The organism is Salinivibrio sp. HTSP, from assembly GCF_003390965.1.
GTDB lineage: Bacteria > Pseudomonadota > Gammaproteobacteria > Enterobacterales > Vibrionaceae > Salinivibrio > Salinivibrio kushneri.
Genome location: NZ_PXUD01000033.1, coordinates 1 through 22,738, shown reverse-complemented (window position 1 = coordinate 22,738; position 22,738 = coordinate 1). Strand labels below are relative to the sequence as shown.

19 protein-coding genes are annotated in these 22,738 nt (G+C 50.4%); 11 read left to right on the top strand and 8 right to left on the bottom strand.

The window, feature by feature from the left end:
• Positions 1-55 precede the first annotated feature (55 nt).
• Positions 56-1,129: an LPS export ABC transporter permease LptG gene (gene lptG / locus C7A19_RS07180; protein WP_069363339.1), complete on the bottom strand. Its 1,074-nt coding sequence runs from the start codon at positions 1,127-1,129 to the stop codon at positions 56-58.
• Positions 1,129-2,229 (bottom strand): LPS export ABC transporter permease LptF, encoded by a 1,101-nt coding sequence (gene lptF, locus C7A19_RS07175; protein ID WP_069363338.1) that lies wholly within the window; start codon positions 2,227-2,229, stop codon positions 1,129-1,131. The genes lptG and lptF overlap by 1 nt, the downstream gene beginning before the upstream one ends.
• Before the next feature lie 191 nt (positions 2,230-2,420).
• Between lptF and pepA the strand changes: the two genes are divergently transcribed.
• The 4 genes from pepA (at position 2,421) to C7A19_RS07155 (ending at position 8,089) form a co-directional block, all read left to right on the top strand.
• Positions 2,421-3,932 (top strand): leucyl aminopeptidase, encoded by a 1,512-nt coding sequence (gene pepA / locus C7A19_RS07170; RefSeq protein ID WP_077578689.1) that lies wholly within the window; start codon positions 2,421-2,423, stop codon positions 3,930-3,932.
• Positions 3,933-4,079: 147 nt separating this feature from the next.
• A complete protein-coding gene (locus C7A19_RS07165) occupies positions 4,080-4,595 on the top strand; it encodes a DNA polymerase III subunit chi (protein ID WP_116644564.1) in 516 nt (171 codons plus the stop codon).
• An 18-nt stretch (positions 4,596-4,613) separates the two neighbouring features.
• Positions 4,614-7,472 (top strand): valine--tRNA ligase, encoded by a 2,859-nt coding sequence (locus tag C7A19_RS07160; protein WP_116644563.1) that lies wholly within the window; start codon positions 4,614-4,616, stop codon positions 7,470-7,472.
• Positions 7,473-7,705: 233 nt separating this feature from the next.
• A complete protein-coding gene (locus C7A19_RS07155; protein WP_116644562.1) occupies positions 7,706-8,089 on the top strand; it encodes a DUF2061 domain-containing protein in 384 nt (127 codons plus the stop codon).
• 52 nt (positions 8,090-8,141) lie between these two features.
• Here the strand turns inward: C7A19_RS07155 and rraB are convergent, their stop codons facing one another.
• The gene (gene rraB, locus C7A19_RS07150) at positions 8,142-8,522 is read right to left on the bottom strand and encodes a ribonuclease E inhibitor RraB (RefSeq protein ID WP_116644561.1); all 381 of its coding nucleotides are present in this window, start codon (positions 8,520-8,522) and stop codon (positions 8,142-8,144) included.
• A 327-nt stretch (positions 8,523-8,849) separates the two neighbouring features.
• On the opposite strand from rraB, the gene arcA reads away from it, so the two are divergent.
• Complete coding sequence (arcA, locus tag C7A19_RS07145) at positions 8,850-10,070, top strand: arginine deiminase (RefSeq protein ID WP_069363333.1); 1,221 nt, start codon at positions 8,850-8,852, stop codon at positions 10,068-10,070.
• 377 nt (positions 10,071-10,447) lie between these two features.
• Positions 10,448-11,596 carry a DUF3103 family protein gene (locus tag C7A19_RS07140; protein ID WP_116644560.1) on the top strand — a complete coding sequence of 383 codons (1,149 nt, stop codon included), beginning with the start codon at positions 10,448-10,450 and terminating at the stop codon, positions 11,594-11,596.
• 81 nt (positions 11,597-11,677) lie between these two features.
• On the opposite strand, the gene C7A19_RS07135 is transcribed toward C7A19_RS07140, so the two are convergent.
• The 4 genes from C7A19_RS07135 to C7A19_RS07115 form a co-directional block, all read right to left on the bottom strand.
• Positions 11,678-12,997, bottom strand: a complete 1,320-nt coding sequence (locus C7A19_RS07135) for an AAA family ATPase (RefSeq protein WP_116644559.1) — start codon at positions 12,995-12,997, stop codon at positions 11,678-11,680.
• A gap of 448 nt (positions 12,998-13,445) precedes the next feature.
• Entirely contained in the window at positions 13,446-15,203 is a 1,758-nt protein-coding gene (locus tag C7A19_RS07125; RefSeq protein ID WP_116644557.1) for a choice-of-anchor I family protein, read from the bottom strand.
• Between the two features lie 354 nt (positions 15,204-15,557).
• Positions 15,558-16,964 carry a HipA domain-containing protein gene (locus C7A19_RS07120; protein ID WP_162300255.1) on the bottom strand — a complete coding sequence of 469 codons (1,407 nt, stop codon included), beginning with the start codon at positions 16,962-16,964 and terminating at the stop codon, positions 15,558-15,560.
• Positions 16,957-17,292, bottom strand: coding sequence for a helix-turn-helix domain-containing protein (locus tag C7A19_RS07115; RefSeq protein ID WP_077660136.1), 336 nt, complete (start codon positions 17,290-17,292; stop codon positions 16,957-16,959). Before C7A19_RS07115 ends, C7A19_RS07120 begins: the two co-directional genes overlap by 8 nt.
• Positions 17,293-17,856: 564 nt before the next feature.
• Between C7A19_RS07115 and C7A19_RS07110 the strand changes: the two genes are divergently transcribed.
• From C7A19_RS07110 to C7A19_RS07090, 5 genes are all read left to right on the top strand, one after another.
• On the top strand, positions 17,857-19,095 hold the full coding sequence (locus C7A19_RS07110; RefSeq protein ID WP_116644555.1) for a site-specific integrase: 1,239 nt from the start codon (positions 17,857-17,859) through the stop codon (positions 19,093-19,095).
• Positions 19,096-19,135: 40 nt separating this feature from the next.
• On the top strand, positions 19,136-20,032 hold the full coding sequence (locus tag C7A19_RS07105; RefSeq protein WP_116644554.1) for a hypothetical protein: 897 nt from the start codon (positions 19,136-19,138) through the stop codon (positions 20,030-20,032).
• Between the two features lie 91 nt (positions 20,033-20,123).
• Positions 20,124-20,366 (top strand): helix-turn-helix domain-containing protein, encoded by a 243-nt coding sequence (locus tag C7A19_RS07100; RefSeq protein ID WP_116644553.1) that lies wholly within the window; start codon positions 20,124-20,126, stop codon positions 20,364-20,366.
• Complete coding sequence (locus C7A19_RS07095) at positions 20,359-20,622, top strand: hypothetical protein (RefSeq protein ID WP_116644552.1); 264 nt, start codon at positions 20,359-20,361, stop codon at positions 20,620-20,622. Before C7A19_RS07100 ends, C7A19_RS07095 begins: the two co-directional genes overlap by 8 nt.
• The gene (locus tag C7A19_RS07090) at positions 20,606-22,144 is read left to right on the top strand and encodes a replication endonuclease (protein WP_116644551.1); all 1,539 of its coding nucleotides are present in this window, start codon (positions 20,606-20,608) and stop codon (positions 22,142-22,144) included. Before C7A19_RS07095 ends, C7A19_RS07090 begins: the two co-directional genes overlap by 17 nt.
• Positions 22,145-22,342: 198 nt before the next feature.
• On the opposite strand, the gene C7A19_RS07085 is transcribed toward C7A19_RS07090, so the two are convergent.
• Positions 22,343-22,582: a hypothetical protein gene (locus C7A19_RS07085; protein ID WP_116644550.1), complete on the bottom strand. Its 240-nt coding sequence runs from the start codon at positions 22,580-22,582 to the stop codon at positions 22,343-22,345.
• Between the last annotated feature and the right edge of the window lie 156 nt (positions 22,583-22,738).

Sequence of the window (22,738 nt, the reverse complement as noted above, 5' to 3'; positions counted from 1 at the left end):
TTTTTTGATCCTTTTCTAGCACTCGCTATTCAAGCGACAGTTTGCACCTGACGAGTTACAACTTACGCCGGAGCAGCAGCAAGGTGATCACTAAGAAAATCACACTTGGGGTAATGGCTCCAACCGCTGGTGGTAATTTGTATACTAAGCTCATTGGCCCAAAGACTTCATTGGCAATGTAAAAGCCAAAGCCAAAGATCACCCCCGACAATACGCGCGCTCCCATGGTGACGCTCCGCAGTGGGCCAAACACAAAACTGAGCGCCAGCAACATCATGACCGCAATCGACAAGGGCTGGACCGCTTTACGCCATAACGCAAGCTCATAGCGAGAGGCATCCTGCTGTGAGGCTTTCAGATAGGTGACGTAACTGTACAAGCCCGATAAAGATAACTCCTCGGGTTTCACCGTTACGACCGCCAGTTTGTCGGGCGTGAGGGTGGTTTTCCACACCAATTGATCTTGCGTCACATTCGAAATCGCTTCGCGCTTTTGCATCCGGGTAATGGTGACGTCTTTGAGCATCCAACTGTCTTGATTGAGGTAGTCAGCGCTTTCGGCAAACACCACATTGGTCATGTTTTGCTGATCGTCAAACTTCCAGATACTCACCCCAGTCAAGTTGTCTTGCTCATCGGCGCGAGCAATATAAATAAAGTCATTGCCGTCTTTCGCCCATACGCCGCGCCTCACCGACATCACATTGCCGCCTGATTTAGCAATAGCACGCAACTCACGCGCCGCTTTTTGCGCATCAGGCGCGCCCCATTGACCCAGCACCATCACGATGAGCATCAAGGGAATCGCGGTTTTGAGCACCGACATACCGATTTGCAGCTTAGAAATGCCCGCCGCCTGCATCACCACCAGCTCGGAGCTGGATGCCAGCATCCCTAAACCAATCAAGGCACCCAGCAATACCGCCATTGGGAAAAACATTTCAATGTCACGGGGAACACTCAATACCACGTATAAAATGGCTTTACCCATGGTGTAGGTGCCATCACCCACCGAGCGCAGCTGCTCCACAAATTTGATGATCGCTGACAACCCCACCAAGGTCGCCAAGCACAAAGACGAGGTGCCAATCAGCGTGCGACCGATATACCAATCAAGAATGCGAAACATCAGGCAGATCCTTTTAAGCTAGCTTTGAGTTTTCGCACCGGTAGCGAATCCCAACCGGCAAGCACCACAGCCAATAACAAGGCAGCGATATTGACACTCCAAAGCCCAATTTGAGCGGGGAGATCGCCATCTTCAACCGCGGATTTGGCGGCACTGATTGACAAAAAGTACGCCAGATAAATCAAAATAGCGGGGAATAGCTTAGCAAACCGCCCTTGGCGTGGATTCACCGCCGACAATGGCACCACAATCATGGTCATCAAAGGAATACACAATACCAAGGAGATACGCCACTGCAGTTCGGCGCGCGCTTTCAAGCTCGACTCGCCAAACAATTGCAGCGTTGGCACCGCATCCCAATCGCGGCTTTTCTCGCGCACTTCGCGTTGACCAATCAACACCTGATAGTTCTCGTAGGTGGTCACGCCATAATTAAGCTGGGTCGGCAGCCCCTCTGTGCGGGTGCCATCGACCAAGTCTAGTACTTGGCGGCCATCGGTTAACTCTGAGACATAGCCTTTATCCGCCACTACCACATTGGGCAACAAGGAGTCACGCGGCACCGGCTGGGCAACAAAGACCTGATTGAGGGTTTGGCCATCATCTTCAATATTATCGACAAAAATGACCGCCTCACCGGAAGGGGCGCTTTGAAATTGGCCTTGCACCAGCAGCTCCAGCCCTGATTTGGCTTCCAGCTGCTCCATGACTTCTAACTCTTGGTTATTGGCCCACGGTGTTAGCCAGAGTGCATTGAAAGCGGCCACCGAGCCGGTAATGATCGCCAAATAAAGCGCCGCGCGGATCAGAAATTCATTGCCGATCCCGGTGGCGTTCATCACGGTGATCTCACTCTCGGCATATAAGCGGCCAAAAGTGATCAAGATCCCGATATACAAACTGAGGGGCAACATCAACATCGCCATCGACGGCATGTATAGACCCACTAAGGTAATAATTTGATCACTCGGGATCGATCCCTCCGTGGCATTGGCCAGCACACGGATGAACTTTTGGCTGAAAAAGACCAGAAATAACACAAATAAGACTGCAACTTGTGTCTTAACCGTCTCCCGGATCAAATATCGAACAATTATCAAAGCGAAGGCACCTATGGAAAACTTGTTTTTTTACTCAAATAACTATAGTTTCTGGTTTAATTAGTTGTTTTCTAATCTTTCGGCCATTTGTTGACCGCCGGCTGATCCGGGCGCATGAAGAGCGTTCAACAACATAGAGGCGGCATTATCCAACATTTGGTCTCAATTGTCTTTAGGATCTAGGAGTACAAATGGAGTTCAGTGTAAAGAGCGGTAGCCCCGAAAAGCAACGCAGTGCCTGTATTGTCGTCGGTGTGTTTGAGCCTCGCCGCCTCTCCCCTGTGGCCGAGCAGCTTGATAAAATCAGCGATGGTTACATCAGCGCCTTGTTGCGCCGCGGTGATCTGGAAGGTAAACCCGGCCAAGTGCTCCTGCTGCACCATGTCCCGAATGTCCTATCAGAGCGCGTACTGTTGGTCGGCTGCGGTAAAGAACGTGAGCTGGGCGAGCGTCAGTATAAAGAAATCATTAAAAAAACCATCAACACCCTGAACGAAACCGGGTCGATGGAAGCGGTCTGCTTCTTAACCGAACTGCACGTTAAAGGGCGCGACACCTACTGGAAAGTCCGCCAAGCGGTTGAGAGCACCAAAGATAGCCTGTACACCTTTAATCAATTCAAAAGCGTCAAGCCAGAAATTCGCCGCCCACTGCGCAAAATGGTGTTCAACGTGCCAACACGTCGTGAGCTGAACCTGGGTGAGCGCGCCATCGCGCACGGATTGGCGGTTGCCTCTGGCGTTAACGCCTGTAAAGACTTGGGCAACATGCCACCGAACGTGGCCAACCCGGCATACCTTGCCTCGCAAGCGCGTCGCCTTGCCGACGATTATGAAACGGTCACAACCCGTATCATCGGCGAGCAAGAAATGGAAAAACTGGGCATGCATTCGTACTTGGCGGTTGGCCGAGGCTCAAAAAATGAGTCGATGATGTCGATCATGGAGTACAAAAATAACCCTGACCCAGACGCCAAACCGATTGTATTGGTGGGTAAAGGCCTAACTTTTGACTCGGGCGGCATTTCCATCAAGCCTGGCGCCAACATGGACGAAATGAAGTACGACATGGGTGGCGCTGCCTCCGTGTTTGGGGTAATGCGCGCGCTGGCCGAGCTCAACCTACCGATTAACGTTGTTGGGGTGCTGGCAGGCTGCGAAAACATGCCAGACGGCCAAGCCTATCGTCCGGGTGATATTCTCACCACCATGTCAGGCCAGACAGTAGAAGTGCTCAACACCGACGCCGAAGGCCGCTTGGTACTGTGTGACGCCCTCACCTATGTCGAGCGTTATGAGCCAGAGTGTGTGATCGATGTGGCGACCTTAACGGGCGCGTGCATCATGGCCTTGAGCCACCACATCAGCGCCTTGATTGCCAACCAAAACCCATTGGCGCACGATATTATTAACGCCTCAGAGCAAGCCGGTGACCGTGCGTGGCGTCTGCCAATGACTGACGAGTTCCAAGAGCAGCTCGACAGCCCGTTTGCCGATATGGCCAACATTGGCGGTAAAGGTGGTGGCACCATCACCGCCGGGTGTTTCTTGTCGCGCTTTGCCAAGAAATACAACTGGGCGCACCTAGATATCGCCGGTACCGCTTGGAGAAGTGGCGGAAAAGAAAAAGGCTCGACCGGTCGCCCGGTGCCGTTGTTGGTTCAATTCTTACTGAATCGCTCTGGCCTGGAAGTGGAAGAGTAAGGAGAAGGAGGCCAATCGGCCTCCTTTTTTGTTCAGGCTTTATTCAATACTGGTGTCTGCGCGCGCAATCGGCTATGTTGTTGGGCTCGCGCGACCCGGACACCCTGCTTTTGGGACGGAGGCCGTTTCTCATATTTAGGAGCGTATATGCCCACCGCCACCTTTTATTTGCTATCGCCGCCTGATCCAGCCGACGATGCCGAACGCCCGGGGCTAACACCCGAACAGCAAGCGCGTGAAAACAAAGACAGTGACACACAAATCATAGTAGCAACCGCTATCGAACTGGCTTTTTACTACTATCAACAAGGGCAACGCATTTACCTGGCCGCGCACGACCAAGCCCAAGCGCATCAACTCGATGATCTGCTGTGGCAACGTGACCCAGATGTATTTTTGCCCCATAACTTGGTCGGTGAAGGGCCGCGAGGCGGCGCACCGGTGGAAATCGGCTGGCCTGGCGTACGCCATACGGGTCATCGCAGTGTGCTAATCAATTTGGCGACAGAGCCATCAAATTTTGCGCCTTCGTTTGCACAAGTGGTAGACTTCGTCCCTTGCGATGAGACGCTCAAACAGCACGCGCGTCACCGATATAAAGCATACCGACTGGCAGGCCTGCAACTTCATACCCTGGCCATCGACCAATCGCCCAAACCTTGACGATCTTTCAAGAGCGCTATGGAAAAGACATATAATCCACAATCAATCGAAAAAGCGCTGTATCAGCGCTGGGAAGAGGCGGGCTATTTCCGACCTCATGGTGATACCAGCAAAGATGCGTTCAGCATCATGATCCCACCCCCTAACGTGACCGGTAGCCTACATATGGGCCACGCGTTCCAGGATACCATTATGGATACCCTGACCCGTGCCGCACGGATGAAGGGCAACAATACCCTATGGCAAGTGGGAACGGACCACGCCGGTATCGCGACGCAGATGGTCGTGGAGCGCAAGATCGCCGCCGAAGAAGGCAAAACCAAACACGATTACGGTCGTGAGGCCTTTGTTGACAAAATTTGGCAATGGAAAGGCGAATCCGGTGGCACCATTACCCAACAGTTGCGCCGCTTAGGGGCCTCTGTCGACTGGGATCGCGAACGCTTCACCATGGATGAAGGCTTTTCTAACGCCGTCAAAGAAGTGTTTGTTCGCCTGCACCAAGAAGACTTGATTTACCGCGGTAAACGCCTGGTGAACTGGGATCCTAAGCTGCATACGGCCATTTCCGACTTAGAAGTGGAAAACAAAGACAAGAAAGGCCACATGTGGCACTTCCGTTATCCACTCGCTGATGGCGCTCAAACCGCTGAAGGCAAAGATTACATCTTGGTGGCGACTACCCGTCCAGAAACCATGCTGGGCGACACCGGTGTTGCGGTCAACCCAGAAGACCCGCGTTATAAAGACCTGATTGGCAAGCACGTGTTGCTGCCTGTGGTGAATCGTCGCATCCCAATTGTGGGCGATGAGCACGCCGATATGGAAAAGGGCACCGGCTGTGTGAAAATCACCCCCGCGCACGACTTTAACGACTACGAAGTCGGCCAGCGCCACCAGCTACCAATGATCAACATCCTGACCTTGAACGCCGACATTCGCGATCAGGCAGAAGTGTTTGATCATAAAGGTCAGCCAAGCGATGCCTTCGATAGCGCCCTGCCAGAAAACTACCAAGGCCTGGAGCGTTTTGCCGCGCGTAAAGCGATCGTCGCCGAATTTGATGCGCTTGGCCTATTGGATGAAATTAAAGATCACGATCTGACCGTGCCATATGGCGATCGCGGCGGCGTGGTGATTGAACCAATGCTGACCGACCAGTGGTATGTGCGCACCGCGCCATTGGCAGAGCCGGCGGTAAAAGCTGTCGAAGACGGCGATATCCAATTTGTACCTAAGCAGTACGAGAACATGTACTTCGCGTGGATGCGTGATGTGCAAGATTGGTGTATTTCACGTCAGCTTTGGTGGGGTCACCGCATTCCTGCGTGGTACGACGATCAAGGCAATGTCTATGTAGGCCGTGACGAAGACGAAGTGCGTCGCGATAACCAGATTGGCGACGATGTGGCGCTGCGCCAAGACGAAGACGTGTTGGATACTTGGTTCTCATCCGCGCTTTGGACCTTCGGCACCCTAGGCTGGCCCGAAAACACCGATGCACTGAAAACCTTCCACCCCACCGATGTGTTGGTGTCAGGTTTTGACATCATCTTCTTCTGGGTGGCACGCATGATCATGATGACCATGCACTTCATCAAAGATGAAAACGGCAAGCCACAAGTGCCGTTTAAGACCATTTACATGACTGGTCTTATCCGCGATGAAAGTGGCGCCAAGATGTCAAAATCCAAGGGTAACGTGCTCGACCCACTCGATATGATTGACGGCATCAGTGTTGATGATTTGGTTGCCAAGCGCACCGGCAACATGATGCAGCCGAAGCTAGCAGAAAAGATTGAAAAGGCGACCCGTAAAACCTTCGAGAATGGTATCGAAGCCCACGGCACCGACGCACTGCGCTTTACTCTCGCGGCACTGGCCTCAACTGGCCGTGACATCAACTGGGACATGAAGCGCCTTGAAGGGTATCGCAACTTCTGTAACAAGCTGTGGAACGCCAGCCGTTATGTGCTGATGAACACCGAAGCGCAAGATTGCGGCATGAGCGGCGGCGAGATGCAATTCTCACTGGCCGATCAGTGGATCGAGTCTCAGTTCCAGCAAGCGGCGAAAGACTTCAATACCCATCTCGACAACTATCGCCTCGATATGGCGGCAGGCGTGTTGTATGAGTTTATCTGGCACCAGTTCTGTGACTGGTACTTGGAGCTGACCAAGCCTGTACTGTGGAAAGGTGACGACGCACAGCAACGTGCTACCCGTTACACCCTGATCACCGTCTTGGAAAAAACCTTGCGTCTCGCGCACCCTGTGATCCCCTACATCACGGAAGCGATTTGGCAGAGCGTCAAACCATTGGTTGACGGTGTCGACGGCGATACCATTATGAACCAGCCATTGCCACAATTTGATGCCAGCCGTGTTAACGCGCAAGCGTCAGAAGACATTGAGTGGGTGAAGCAGTTTATCGTCAGCATCCGTAACCTGCGCGCTGAGTACGACATTGCGCCAAGCCAGCCGCTTGAGGTGATGTTAAAAGCCGCAGATAGCCGTGATGCTGAGCGTGCCACCCGCAACCGCACCACCTTGAATGCCCTGGCGAAACTCGGCAGCTTCACCGTGCTTGACGGTAGCGAAACCTTACCTGCGTGTGCCTCTGCATTGGTCGGCAGCTCGGAGATCTTGATCCCGATGGCAGGCTTGATTGATAAAGACGCCGAGTTGGCACGTCTGGATAAAGAAATCGCTCGCGTCGAAGGTGAAATCAAGCGTGTTGAAGGCAAGCTCGGTAACGAGAGCTTTGTCGCCAAAGCACCTGAAGCCGTGGTGGCGAAAGAGCGTGAAAAGCTCGATGGTTATCGTGAGGGCCTCACCAAGCTTGGTGAGCAAAAAGCGACCATCGCCGCGCTATAATCCTCGGCTCACTCAGCCTATCAAGCCACACCCCTCGGTGTGGCTTTTTTTATGCCCCACCTCGGCGCAAAATGGACTTGGTCAGTTTTTAAACGCTTGTTATCCCTAGCAATGATCGCCGTTGATAGTTCCCCTCTATGTAAAGGATAGTGAGAACCGTTTTTATTTATCGACAGTCTCTATGCATACTGTCAGTGTTGATTAAACGCGTGTTGCCAATAAGGAGCTACACCATGAAGAAGACACTCAGTTTTGCTGCTATCCACTTTTCTATCGCCTTTACCGTCGCCTATGTGCTGACCGGCGATATCATCATTGGCAGCCTGGTTGCGATGACCGAGCCCACCGTCAATACCGGGGCGTTTTATCTTCATGAAAAACTCTGGCAGCTTAGCCGCCAAGCGCGCCCTGCGGTTAAAACGGCCAGCTTTGCGGTGATACACTTTAACGTTGCCTTTTTGGTGGGCTATTTAATCAGTGGCGATTGGTTGGTCGGTGGCGCACTGGCACTGGTTGAGCCAAGCATCAACACCTTGGCGTACTTCTTCCATGAAAAGGTGTGGCAGCGTCGCCATGCGGTAAAACCCGCACCGCTTCACTTGGGGCATCATCATTAAAAAAAGCCACGTTTTCGTGGCTTTATACTCAGTCGTTTAATCGGGTCGCGCGTTACTCGCCCTCAGGACCTTCCTCTTCACCTGACTCGAAGTAAGTGCCCCAGCCGTCGTAATCAATGTTGTGCTTATCGGCTAATGCCACCAGCTTTTCGACTTGCTCATCAATGCGCTCAGCATTCAAGGCCGTTTCCATCACCGCGTCAAAGCAGACGATAGTGCCGCCCTCTTCCAGCTCAAGCTCTTCAGCTTCGGCCACTTCAAAGCCCATTTTAAAGGCTTCTACCGCCGCATCTTCCAGCGCTTCAAAGGTATCAGCACACAGGTGATGCTCAATGGTATACAGCGCATCAGGATCACTGCCATCGGCAAGAAGCTCCTCGATGATCATCCGCGTTTCTTGGTGTTGTTGTTCGATAAGTTCAGCCTGTGACATAGACGCGACTCCAGAAAATGAATACCGGCGCAATATGGCACGGTTTAGCAAAAAATGCCACGGCTCATCATGGCGTCACTGATGAGAAAACCGCCAAGTTAATGAATTTTCTGTGACCTTGCTAGTCCGGCGAGATTGTTAGTGATTTGTAACATTGACCTCCCCCTAGAAGGTTGTCATTATTCGAGCATCCAAGGAGGAGATGAGACACGCCCACCCTGTGCAAACGGCCTGCATTCCCACCTAACCGGTGAGCACACCGCCCGTGTGTGCAACACGCTGTTTGTCTCATTACCTGGCCCGTATTAAGGAAAAAGAGGACCTACCATGAGTGAGTTTTACGTTGGATCTGAAGTTGGGCAACTGAAGCGTGTACTGCTTCACCGCCCTGAACGAGCGTTGAACCACCTGACGCCATCTAACTGCCATGAACTGCTGTTTGATGATGTATTGGCGGTGGAACGAGCCGGAGAAGAGCATGACATGTTTGCCCGCACCCTTACCGACCAAGGCGTCGACGTGTATCTGCTCCACGATTTACTGGTCGAAACCCTGGCCGTGCCGGAGGCCAAACAGTGGCTGCTCGACACCCAGCTCAACCACTACCGCCTCGGTTATCAATTCGCCAGTGATGTACGCGCCTACTTGGCAGACATTGACCACAACACCCTGGCTGACATTCTGCTCGGTGGCTTAAGCTATATCGACTTGCCCGTGCAATCATCCTCAATGATGCAGGCCATGCACGATAAAACCGACTTTGTGATTGAGCCGCTGCCTAACCATCTATTTACTCGCGACACCTCGTGCTGGGTGTATGGTGGCGTATCACTCAACCCCATGGCGAAACCGGCGCGCCAACGTGAAACCAACCATCTGCGCGCGATTTACCGCTGGCACCCTGAATTTGCGGGCAGCGCGTTTATTAATTACCTCGGTGATGAAGTGCGTGACTACGATAACGCCATGATTGAAGGCGGCGATGTGCTGGTCATTGGCCGTGGCGCGGTATTAATTGGCATGTCTGAGCGCACCACCCCACAAGGGGTTGAGCAACTGGCACGTAGCCTGCTGTTTAGTGGCCAAGCCAAAGAAGTGATTGCAGTGCAACTGCCGAAAAACCGCTCGTGCATGCACCTAGATACCGTGATGACCCACATGGACGTGCACACCTTCTCGGTTTATCCCACCGTGATGCGCCCCGACTTGCCATGCTGGCGCCTGACCCGCAAAGGCGAAGACGGCCTTAACGTAGACGCGCAGTCTTGCTACCTCACCGCGATTGAAAAAGCACTCGACGTCGGGCCGTTAAACATCATTACTACCGGCGGCGACAGCTATGCCGCCGAGCGTGAACAATGGAACGATGCCAACAACGTGCTCACGGTCAAACCTGGGGTGGTGATTGGTTATGAAGGCAACACCTACACCAACGAGAAATACGACAAAGCCGGTATCAAGGTGTTGTCCGTCCCCGGCGACCAGCTAGGACGAGGCCGTGGTGGCGCGCGCTGTATGAGCTGTCCGCTCGAGCGCGACGGTATCTAAGGCTCTCCGGTTTAACGTTAGCCGCTGCCTCGCCAGCGGCTTTATTTTACCGTCTACTGTTATGTTTACTGGCAAACTCCCACATTCACGCCCGCCAACCGAACTTTAAGCCGCATCATCACTTCTCCATCATTATCAGGATGTTATTAAAGCTCGGCCGAAGAATCGGTAAAGAGGCCTCATTCTACTATCATGCTTTTTGATGAGTGAGCATTTACTCTAGTACTAGAAATAATTAACGTCGCCAAAAGGTGACACGTTTTTTGTGAACGGTACTCTCACCTCGGCGCTTTACACATAGCGTGTTAGGACAGAGACATCGCACTATACAAACGTTAGTCCGCTAACGTCAGTTGCAGTACACAAGAGGACATGCGATGAATAAGAAAATACTGATTTCGCTGCTATTAGTCGGCTTTACCCACGCTTTTACCCCCGCTTTTGCCGGCAATGCAGATAACCGAGTGGTCACAGTCAAGCGTGACACCGCCAAACAGCTTAGCCGAGACTATGCGCAAATCGCCCCAACGCTACAGCGCAACATTAATAGTTATGGCTTAAATGCCCCCTTGTCGGCACTGACAAAGCCTGAAGCGCGCAGCTCACGCAGCAAGCGCAGCCTGGATACTCAGCTACACAGCGCTGACCGTGCGTTGCGTGAGGCGCAAGGCGTCGAAGACGTCGCCGACCAACTGCTCGAAGTACGCTTAGCCGACCCCAGTATGCTGGCGCGCTGGCAGGCCGGCCAAGCGCCTTTGTTTGCTTTTGAACCGGCAGGCGATGAAAAGACCTGGACCCAAATAGAAGCATTTGATACAGAAGGCAACACCCATTGGCTAGACGTCTATCAAATGCCAGACCGCCCGGTATTGGTGGTGGATACCAATGGTAAAGCGTCTCTTAAAGCCGGTCTGGAAGTGATGCGTCGCACCTTGGCCGAGCAGAACCCTGCTCCGCGGATGCGCCGAAGTGCGCGCATGATGGCACAAGGGCCCGCGGAGCCGATTGATACCACGGTGCTAAAAACTATTCGCCTAGAAGACGATCAAGAACCGTGGATCTCCGGTGCGGCAGAAGTGTATGCGATTGTCACCGGCGTCAACCCTAGCCGCGACGAACCCACGCTCGATATCGTCGATATGCCTTATTTAGACTACGACCAAACCACCTATCATCCTAATCAGGTAATGATCCACTGGGACCGCTATCGTTGGGGCGCGGCAGACGTGATCTTAATGGAGCAAGACGACGGCACCAACTACAAAGAGCTGGCGCTGAAACTTAACGAAGTGGCGAACGACATCCTGGCGGCAATCCCAGATTTAGAAGTGCAAGCCTATGGCGTGATCACGCAAATCACCGGCAAAATCATCGAAGCCATCCCCGACGGCTGGCTCACCAACGATGATGACTTTGTCGATGTCTACTACACCCTACTCAAAGACCGCGAATACCGCGACCACCCCAGCGCCGGCGGCAACACCACCGCCACCTGGGAACCACTGACCATCGAACCGACAGAGTAATGATGGACTGGAGATAGAAAGCCAAAACGCAGCCGTGGGGCTGCGTTTTTTGTATCGGGATTGACTCGCCGAGTCTTGACCTCACTCTCTCAGATGCTCAAGTAAGTACTCAGTATAATAAAGTGGCATCACAACATGCTCTTGCTCGGTTGCTGGCGAGCCTTGCGTGCCTGTTAGTTTGATCGTCTTGTGGGGCTTGCACTTGTCGATGTAAGACTGCAATGATTTTGCACGGGTTCGCTTACCGCTCTTAACTTCGACAGGCACGATACGACCTAGGTCATCCGCGATGATGAACTCTATCTCCGCTCTTGCATCCCCCCAAGAAAAGCTTGGCTCAATACCTAATGCAGCGATTTCCTGCTGAACATAGTTCTCGGCGACATATCCCTTATATTCATAGCCTTGCTGCTTGATTTCACGGTACCCGGTGCCGAGCATATGGTTTAATATCCCGACATCAAAGAGGAATAGTTTAACCGTATTGTCCTTCTTATAAGCCGCTAAAGGCGAACGAGGCTGTCCTTCAATCGGATAATTCTTTAGCGCAAGCCGGCACTTGTGAAGCCATGTGATCGCACTTTCATATTCCGCATAGCGGGACTTGCGTTCGTAAACGCCCTTAAATTTGAACCGCTTTACAGAGTCGTCGTAGACAGAAGATAGCTGAGCAGGGATGCTACGAAACACAGACTCGATTAACTGCGCATCCACTTTGCCAGCGTACTTCCCGAAATCCCGCATGTAGCCCTCAATTAAGTTTCGATGAACTTCAGAGACGGCGTCAATGCGTTCAAGAATGCTACGCTCTGCGTTTTCGAACCACGAGTTCACGGCTTCAGGCATGCCGCCAACGAAGTAATAATCGGTTAGTAGCTCGATTAACTTGGAATGAGCCGCAGAAGAATTCAGCTTTTGAGCAAACGCTTTTTGCAGTGCTTGTTCTCCCGAGGCCCACAAAAATTCCCGGAAAGTCAGTGGCCTTAAGTTGTGCTGCTCAACTTTTCCAACGGGAAAGGCGCTGAGCAATCCGATGTTTGAGCCACTGGCAGCCACATACGCATTAGGCGCCTTTTCTGCAAAGTACTTAAGCGCGGTAACCGCTCTTGGGCATTCACCAATTTCATCTAAAATAAGGAGATCGGTTGATAGCTCAACGCTCTGTCCGGTTAGGAGTTCAATGTTGGTGATGATGTCGTCGGGGTTAAGAGATCCTGAGAAAGCGTCCATTAACTCCGGGCTTTCGAGAAAATCGAGCCTGACGACCTTGTCGAAGCTACTGCCTAGCAGTTCTTGCAATAGAAAGGTTTTGCCCGTTTGTCTCGCGCCGTCAATCAGTAAAGGCTTCCTATTCGGCTTTTCTTTCCAAGCAAGGAGGTTTTCAAGTAGTGCTCGTTTCATCTAACCACCCCAGTTTAAGCGCTCATCTGATTGGTTGTTTATTACACAAAAACGCGCAACAAAATGCAAGATAAAACATTTTTACGCGCATAAAAGTGTAAATATAGACACTTTTATGCGCGTTATAGTGCTATTAGAGAGGAGTGTAAATGCTTGTGCCCAGGCGAGGACAACAGGTTGCACAGTTTCAGCCTGTTGGTGTTCACGTGCTAGAGCGTCACCTGTCTTGGCCGATTTCCCGTCAGTAATCCTGGCCAATTGATGCCAATTTCTAACTACCTTGATCACCACATACTCGTTCACCCTGAGTTTCTTTCGTTTATGGAAAGAAAGTTCTAACTCTCAACGTTATTTATCGTTTCATGGACTGCCTCCATGAAACGATAAAACCGCCTCGAAGGGCGGTTTTATCGTCCAGTACTAATGAAAAAACAGCTTACATAATCCTTTATCGGCTGACTGATTCTTGTTTTAGTTGCCAAACAGTCACTGAGCCGCTGACTTCATTACCCACAATCAGTAATGGGTAACCACTGGAGCTATCCTCGGCAGATACAAACTTCATACCTTCTGGCGCCAGGTCGCCGATCCCATCGCCCGGCTCCAGACCTTCAGTCAGTTCGCGATTAATAGCATACTCCACAAAGCGCACATCATAGGGGTTGGTGACGTCATAAACCATGATGCCACCCATCCTTTCCAGACCAACAAAGGCATAGGTGCGTTCACCGATTTGACCCAGAGTCAGAGCTTCCGGCTCGGCACCTTTATTTTCCGAACGCGAATCGCCTTCGTTTTCGTCATCATTGTTGTTAAAGGCATCCCCGTGAACCGATGCTGTAATGCGCGCCACATCGTCACCAGAATCAAAAACCACCAAACCATTGGTATCCCAAATGGTGAACGAACGCCCGCCATAAGCATAGGCCGCCTCGTACTCACCATCATTGTCCTCATCACCTAACTCTTTAGTGACACGCAGATCATCAAGGTCCGGATCGATATCCACGCCCGCTTCGAAGGTGATATCCTCAACTTTTACTTCATCAGTGTAGCTTAGACATCCGTCGTCATCGTCATAGTCTTCACCACCGGCCGCGGTACATGCCGCCTGATCAGCCACATCAAAGAAATATTCGCGAGCATCCCCCTCGTTAGCTGTGACCAGGAAGTCCGCACCTTTCCACTGATACGAATCAATGCTGTCAGGCATGTAGACTCCGTATAGGTTATCATATTGACCAAAGGTAACAGAGCCGTCTTCCTGGGGGTCTATCATCAGCGAACCCCAGTCTTTGAAGCCCAGCCCTTGAACCGATAACGTCAAATCATCCAAATTCACCACTGCCACGCCGTTGTTTTCCTGCAAGGTGACATACGCGTGACTGTTTGTAGTGGTCACGTACTCCGGCTCCAGGTCCTGAGCTACAGAACTGTCTATCAGGTTTCCATTAATAATGCGGCCATTAGGTGTCGGGAAATGCATTCCCATGGCTTCCAAATTGGCACGTTGATTATTAAACGTTTGGAAATTCACCAGGTCATTGGCTGCAGCACTCAGAGCATTACCCGACAAATTAATAACCGAAATTGAACCTTCCGGGTCATTACTAAAGTCACCATTTGGCTCACCTTCATTGGCCACCACTACAGTCGTACCATCCGGCGTAAAGGTTACCATATCCGGTAAGTAACCCACTTCAATGGCACCGACATAAGCAGGACTGCCACTATTCAATCCGCTGTAAAACAGCAATTCGCCGCGCACACCGTGACTGGCTTCCATGGCTACAGCCATCCAATCATCGCTAATGGCAATACTGTTGGCGCCATTCAGAGCTTTGCCATCAACATTCGTTTCAAGCAGTATAGAGCTGGTATTGAGATTGTTGGCGTTCAGTGGCCCATCAACAGGCTCAGACGATAGACTGGTCAAATCGATAACTTCAACGGTAGGTTCGTCGGCCGCGCTATTTATAGCATACGCCATTTGAGTATCAGCGTGGTACTGGACAATCTCCGCAGCGCCGTCAGGATCCTCTGGGTTAAGGACAGTACGGGCTATAACTTGCATGGTCAGACCTTGCGGCGCATCTTTTCCAGCAGCCCCTTGATCACCATTGTCCCCTTCCAGCATACAGCCAGACAAAACTAAAACGACAGACAGTGACAGTATGATATTGTTATACAAAGAATTGTGTCGCATCTCCAGTGCCTCCTATTGGTAGCCGCCTAATATGAACAGATTTTTTGACACAGATAGGACAGATTAATAAACAAACAATGAAGTTTTCTTTACGCATCGCCTGCAAACCGAATCATGTAAACGGTTAATTTACCGTTTACAGTGAAGGCGCTATATCAATACCAGGTCATCGTGGTTATATGAATGTGGGGAAAAATTGTCGCTTGTATTGTAGGGACGAATGAGGGAGCGGTCAGTTGTTGACTCGTTCCCACGCTCCCGCGTGGGAATGCATACTGAGCTCGCCCCCTGAACAGAAGTCGTGACAAAACCATCAAGCCGCACTTGTCGAGTTTGGTTACTCTGCATTCGCCATTAAAGAAGCTTGCTCATTTCTGGCACACCGTCGGCTTGCGTTAGCAAGTATTCACACTCTGTTTGGATGAGTGACACACATAGCTCTATGTGTTCACGTTCCCCATCGTCGATTCCTTGAGCATCGGTAAGGTCAATCGCTTCCTTCAGAGCATTTTTTATAGCACCAACGGTTTCTACCGTTATGGAAGCCATTTTGGTGCCTGAATAACCGAGCAGAGCACCGAACTCGGCTAAATCATAGCTGGTGATTGGACGTTGGAAGTTGCCTTTCGGCGGATTTTGAAAGCCTTCACTTTCCCAATCGCCAATCGACATTGCAAAATATTGAGGGATACTGGCGGCCCGCCCCTCATCAGCAGACAACTTACCGCTTCGCGAATTGCGCTTTGCTCCCTCTTGAGCAATGGCTTCTATGTTCACTAAGTCATAAAAAGGGGTCAGCTCTAGGCCTTTAGGGGTGACGAAGAAGCTAATATTTTTACCATGAGCGTCATAGTTTAGCGTTGCGAGATTAAAGAGCATCCATTGGGTAAGTTTTAGATTGGTAGTTACCGTGTCTATGGTTTTGACGCTCAGTAGACGCGGGAAAGAAACGCCATCACGCATATACACGCCATCGCCTTCATCCCCATTCTGACGCTCGTATTTGTAGCCTGGAGGTAAGTCAGTTGCCTGACAACCATCAATAACATGCTTTCGTTGAACGACATCACGAGTCGCGATATAGGCTCGATCGAACCGCTCTATGCTCAGTGTCCTCGTCTTCCCAATGCGAGTTAACTCAACATTAGCGACGTCCAAACCAGCTAGCTTGGCTAATGTCATGCAGAAGAACTCATTAACAGCAATGCACGGTGCTTTACCGCTTTCAAACTTCAGAATGTAGTTTGAACTTAATTTTCCTTCCCCAAACCCCCATTCATCGCCGCGCTTAAGTACGTTTAACTTATTTTGCACACCTGCAACCGAAAGGCGAATCTTACCGTCCCAATAAACCAATGGCGCTAAGTTACGCTCTAATCGGTCTACCAACTCCTCATTAGGTACAGGTCTAAAGCTGGTTTCTTGAGGCTCCGAACCTGGCACTCGAAAAGACAATGCACCAGATGTTTCCGCACCAAGTTTACGAATCAGCCCGAACGTGTTGCTTTTGGAGATAGTGGTGTTTTGTATCATCTCCTCAAAGGCTTCTCCTTCAGGAAGGAGATTTCTGAGATAGTTCTCGATACTGCGTGGAGAAGCCTGATCAACGAAAGGGATGTGTGGTGAAATCGGGAACCCCGTGTGTTTCCATTCATCTTCATAGATGAATGAGAACTCTGTTTCTGTTCCGACGGGGAGAATCAAACGGCCAATTTTGGTATTCGTACCGATAAATACATCTAACTGTTGTAACTTACTCATACCAACCGTCCTCACTGCTTATCACGCTGTTTTCCGCTTGGGAGATTATTTGGCTATGTGGACGAGCAAATAGGTTTAGGTCGATAAGGCGTAAAGACAACCCTAAGATGTCCATGAGGACAAGTACATTGGCAAAGGTGACACTGGTATCGCCTTTTTCTATCTTCATGACTGTTCTGCGAGATAAATTGGCTTTTGAAGCGAGATCATCAATACGCCAGCCTCTATCGGTGCGCTTTGAGCGAATAGCGCTCCCCAGCGTTTCCATACTGAACTCGGTATTCAAATCAGGCATAGGTTGTGCCTTTACCATCTTGCCTTTTTTCATAAGTGCCTTTTAGTGTACTTTTGTCACTTTTAAGTTCGCCTCATCATATAAGTTCACTATAACTCACTTTTGTCGTGAATGTATAAGAACTTATCTAAAAGTGTAATTTAAGTTACTTATGTTTGGTTTGCGAGTTCAATCTATCTTTGTGCTCTATGGGAGAGATTTATCCGCCAGAAGGACACATTTGGCAACAGCGTAGTATTCGAATTAGTATTGGGAGAAGACAGGGAAGAGTGCGTGATCGGGGCTTACCTGACCCATTACCTGACCCAAAATCGTCAGGTACAAAAAAAGGTTAGTAAACACTACGCTTACTAACCTTCTAGAATCTGGTGGCTCCTCCCAGACTTGAACAGGGGACCAATCGATTATGAGACGCTTTTTGGGTGTTTTTGCATGAACCGCAGTGAACAAGGAAGAACAATTTAACCCAATATTATCATGCATTTATGTCGTTTTCTTTGTTTTTCCTTGTTCATCAAAATTCATGGAAGTATGATTGATTTGCTACATATATGCTACACAGAAATCGATGGGTAGACACCAAGGACGCAAAGCATCATGCCTCTTAAAAAGAAGATCACCGCGAGCAGTATCAAGCAGTTTTCGGTTGAGGATAAACGCATCAACGATACTGAGATTCATGGCTTTCATGCTCGTATCTCAGCAACGGGGCGCATTGTTTACTACCTCTACTACCGACATGATGGCAAACAGGTTAACTACAAGCTCGGAACAGCGCACGACCTAACCCCAGCTCAAGCGCGTGATCTTGCTAAACAAAAGGCAGGTGAGGTTGCCAAAGGGAACAACGTGCATGATGAAAGGAAGCAAGCGCGCCAAGAAAGCCAACGCCGCAAGCACCTCAAACTCCCCGTTTACCTAGACGAGCGATACCTACCCTACCTGCAAACCCGTAATCCGAAAACGGCCCAGCGTATTGTGAACCACATTAAAAGCCGCTTTGCGTTTTTGATGGATAAAGAACTCGACCAAATTACCGCATGGGAAGTCGAGAAGTGGCGAAGTGAGCAACGGAAAAAGGGTAAAGCCGCGTCAACAATTAATCACAGTGTGAACTCACTTAAAGGCGCATTGTCTCGCGCCGTTGAATGGGGATTAATCGAATCACACGAACTGACCAAAGTGAAAGCTATCAAGGCCGACAATACCCGCCTACGCTATCTCACCGACATGGAAGAGAAGCGATTACGGCATGCTATCAAGCATCGAGACCAAGATATTCGCCTAGCACGCCGCTCGGCCAATGAGCATCGGGCTATACGCAATTATTCGTTGTATCCATGCTTAGATGATGTCACGTTCGTGGATTATGTAGAGCCTCTCATCCTGCTAGCTATCAATACAGGGCTACGCCGAGGCGAACTACTCAGCCTTGAATGGCGTGATATCTATTTTTCTGAACGCTATCTTCAAGTGCGCGGCGGGAATGCAAAATCGAAAGAAGGCCGCATAGTGCCACTCAACAATGAGGCCTATAACACACTGACAAGCTGGCGCGAACAAAACCCCGAGGCCATCTACCTCTTTGAGGGCAAAAACGGCCAACCGCTTACCGACGTTAAAAAGCCGTGGGGAACCGTGTTAGGGCTTGCAAATATTGAAGGTTTTAACTTCCACGACCTCCGACACCATTTTGCCAGTAAACTAGTGATGGCAGGCGTCGACCTCAATACCGTTCGGGAGCTACTAGGCCACGCCGACCTAAAAATGACGCTAAGATATGCCCACTTAGCACCAGAACATAAGGCAGCGGCTGTTAGCCTTATTGGGGGCTAATAGATGTTAATTGGACTAACAGATAAAGAAAGAGTATTGGATGCAAAACCGTCGCTTTTACCGCCTAGATGAAATCCACGATGTCACCCCTATTACCAAAGGCGACCTATTGGCCGCTGTCGAGGAAGGGCAGCTTTCACTGTGCGCTTGGGTAGATGAAAAATCGATGGGGGCGATGCTTGCGGCCAAAGAGGGCCATAGGGCTGCTCTGGCAAACCTGTTCGCCTACAAGGGCGTAATAGGCCTAACACAAGACCAGTCAATAGCCTGTATTCATTCAAAAACCGCCCCTATTCGTCACGCCCAAATATTGGAACCTGACCACGTAAGCCACTGGCGGGAGGTCAAAAACGATTTCCCAGACGCCGAGAACGGCCCATTTGCTCGGGTATCCTCCCTGCCCCAGAGGCCTACTGCCCCCTTTATGGCCTATGGGGCCATAGGCACCAAGGCGACCTATGGGCAAGAGGCGAGGCTACTGGCCCAAGCAGGCCCAGAGGAATGGAATCGTCAGGGATTTTCAGGCCTATGGGACGCCCTAGCCAAAACAGGTAGGGCGTTAGAGGCCAAGCCATTGGCGATAGATACTGACCAATTACGGTTTGATTTGCAGGCCGTCAATGCCGCCTTTGACCTACGCCCTGAGGGCGAAACAGGCCGAAGCATTTCTGTCCCTGATATGAGCAAAATTGAAACCAACCCCTTCAAAATCATGATTCGAAAAGTATTGGTAGGGGATCGAGACGCTGACGCTCTCAAGGTATGGTATGCCGTTAGGCGAGATCATGAAAACAACGCTCACCAGATTGACGAAGACGGCATCATTTCGGAAATAAACCGTGACGATATCAAATGGTTTGGCCGAGGAGATAAGATGAGAAGGTTGAGTTACAAAACCTTCTGCAACTACGTCTCAGCGGTACGTAAAACGCTTTAGCTAAAAACTCTCCCAACCAGCGTCCCAACCAGCGTCCCAAGCTAGTTGGGACGGTTACGGTATCTCCCAACGAACACACGGAGATATCGTTATGCACACTGAACACACTCATAAACGCGCATACACAGAACAAGAAACCGCTGCTTATATCGGCATGAGCCGTTCTTTCCTGCGTCAATCACGCATGGAGGGCCACCGACTCAACCGCACCGAAGCGCCACCATTTATCAAAATTGGCCGAGCGGTACGTTACCTAAAAGAAGATTTGGATAACTGGTTAGATCAGCATCGCAAACAGGCTCACCTCAGCTATGGAGAGCGTGAGCATGCCTAAGCTGAATAAACATCAACAATCGGTTATCCGTGCGATGCAAGCGGGACATTGGTTTGAGCTATGTGCCGATTATCGCGTCAATCAGGCCGGATACATTGGCTCAACAGGGTTTGATATGAAATTAAACCCACGCACAGTCTTTAAGCTCTATCGAGAAAAGCTCATCACGTACCGAACCACCTACCACTACGGTATCAAGTGGTATGTTTTTGAGCTCACACCAGCAGGGAGGGCATTGGATGTTAGCCATTCCTGAAACTGACTTTGCTCAAATTGACTGGGATGATAAGGCGTTCGTGAAAGAGCGCCTTTGCCGCTTGCCGGATAAAGCGCAAAAAATCCTGTTCAAGCACTATCGCGCCATTTCCAACAAGCAAGCGCGAAACACCTACCTACGCGAGCTCACCGACAGCCTGATGAGCAAGCTCACCGTGTCGCCCGAAAAGCTAAACCTCAATATCTCAGAAGACGCCTTGCGAGAAGAAGCGGAAAACCTTGTTGATTCCGCACTGGCGATTAGGCGTGAATTAATGGGTAACGAACAGCAAACAATCGCGACCCTACACGCCCTTTGTGCCAGCTTTGGCGTGCTGCCTCCCGATGAGGAAAAATACACCCTAGAGGGTCGGCTACGTCGTATGTCCGATAAATCATGGTGGCTGCGCAAACTTCGAAAGGCCCAGCGCAAGAACATTGAAACCGTGATGCGACACCTCAATGAAGTAAACCGTCGCAAGTCTATTTACTGCTCCGAAGAGACTCTAAGCGCCCGCGCTTCTCAGAAGTTTCACCAAGAGCAATACCTTGCAAATACGACTGTTACCAATCAACTAGGGCAAAGCTTTAGCCTGCTGGAATTATCGAAAAAGGGCGTCGCTGATCCGAAAATTCGCAAAACCGAGCTAATGGTGAGGGCGCGAGGTTTTGAAGACCTAGCCAATGAGCTCGGCCATGTGGCGACCTTTCTCACGATTACTTGCCCGTCTAAATACCACCGCAGCTATGCGACAACGGGCGATGAAAATCCAAAATGGGGAGGCTATACGCCTGCTGAGGCTCAGGATTATCTCAATGATATTTGGAAGCTTATGCGTGCCAAACTACAGCGCGAGGATGTGCGATTCTATGGCTTTCGGGTTGTGGAGCCACAGCACGACGGTACACCCCATTGGCATTTATTGTTGTTCGTCGAACCTGCCCACTATGACACCCTCATCACTACCATGAGAGATTACGCTTTACGGGAAGATGGCGACGAAACAGGCGCCGAGCAGCACCGCTTTACGGAAGTGAAGATTGATCCGAACAAGGGCTCAGCAACGGGGTATATCGCGAAATACATTTCAAAGAACATCGACGGTGATCATCTTGATGCTGGTATCTACGGTGAAGACCCGAAATGTGCAGCGGCGCGCGTCGATGCATGGGCGGCATGCTGGAGCATTCGCCAATTTCAACAGCTGGGAGGGTGTTCGGTGACGGTTTGGCGTGAATTGCGTCGCTTAAAGGCAATGATGGCAGAAAATCAGCTAGTGCAGGATATCCACGACGCAGCCGACAAAGGCAACTGGAAAAGCTTTACAGATCTGATGGGTGGCGTATTCTGCAAGCGCACAGAGCAAGCTATAGCCCCTCATTATGAGCTGGCTTTTGATAGTGATACAGGCGTGGTGAAAACGTCCATGTATAGCGAAGACGAGCTTTTAAAGGTGCTTAAAGGCATCTCAGCAGGCGGAAAGGCTATCATCACCCGCACCAACGAATGGCATCTGTCTTGAAGACAGATGCGCTTTTACTTGGAGTTCTGTGAATAACTGTATTTTATTGAATATTTAATATGGGCAACGCCGAACAAACCCTAACGCCTCGCACGGGCGGAGATGAAATGGGGAAGCTTTTAGGTAACTGCTGGCAAAGCTGAGCCCGAAAAGAGGCAGAGCTTGAGCCACCTTAGCAGGAGGGATTGCTGAAGCTTTTTAAGTGTTTTTCTTGATGTAAGCACGAAGATGAGCCCTTGCCGCTGATTCAGGCTTAAGGCCTCTTAGCTCAGTGTCACTAGTGCTCCCATCTGGCAGATAAACCGTCAATACATCATCAACTATTGAATATGCTGCTGTATGGACGACGCCTTCGTGTTCTATCGATATTTCTTCGTTCATTTCTTTCTCGACTGTTCTGCTTGAAAGCTTTTTCACTTCGATAGCATGAATGGACATCAAGCGTCTCTGTAACTGACTTCACTGTTCGATGCGTCTCATAATTCCATTCAACCGCTTTCAATTTGAAGTCTAGTGAATATTGCGCTGTTTTTTTTCCGTGTTATAGACTGGCATACTGACCTCCTCAGGTCGTCGATGCGTGTCCAGTAAAAC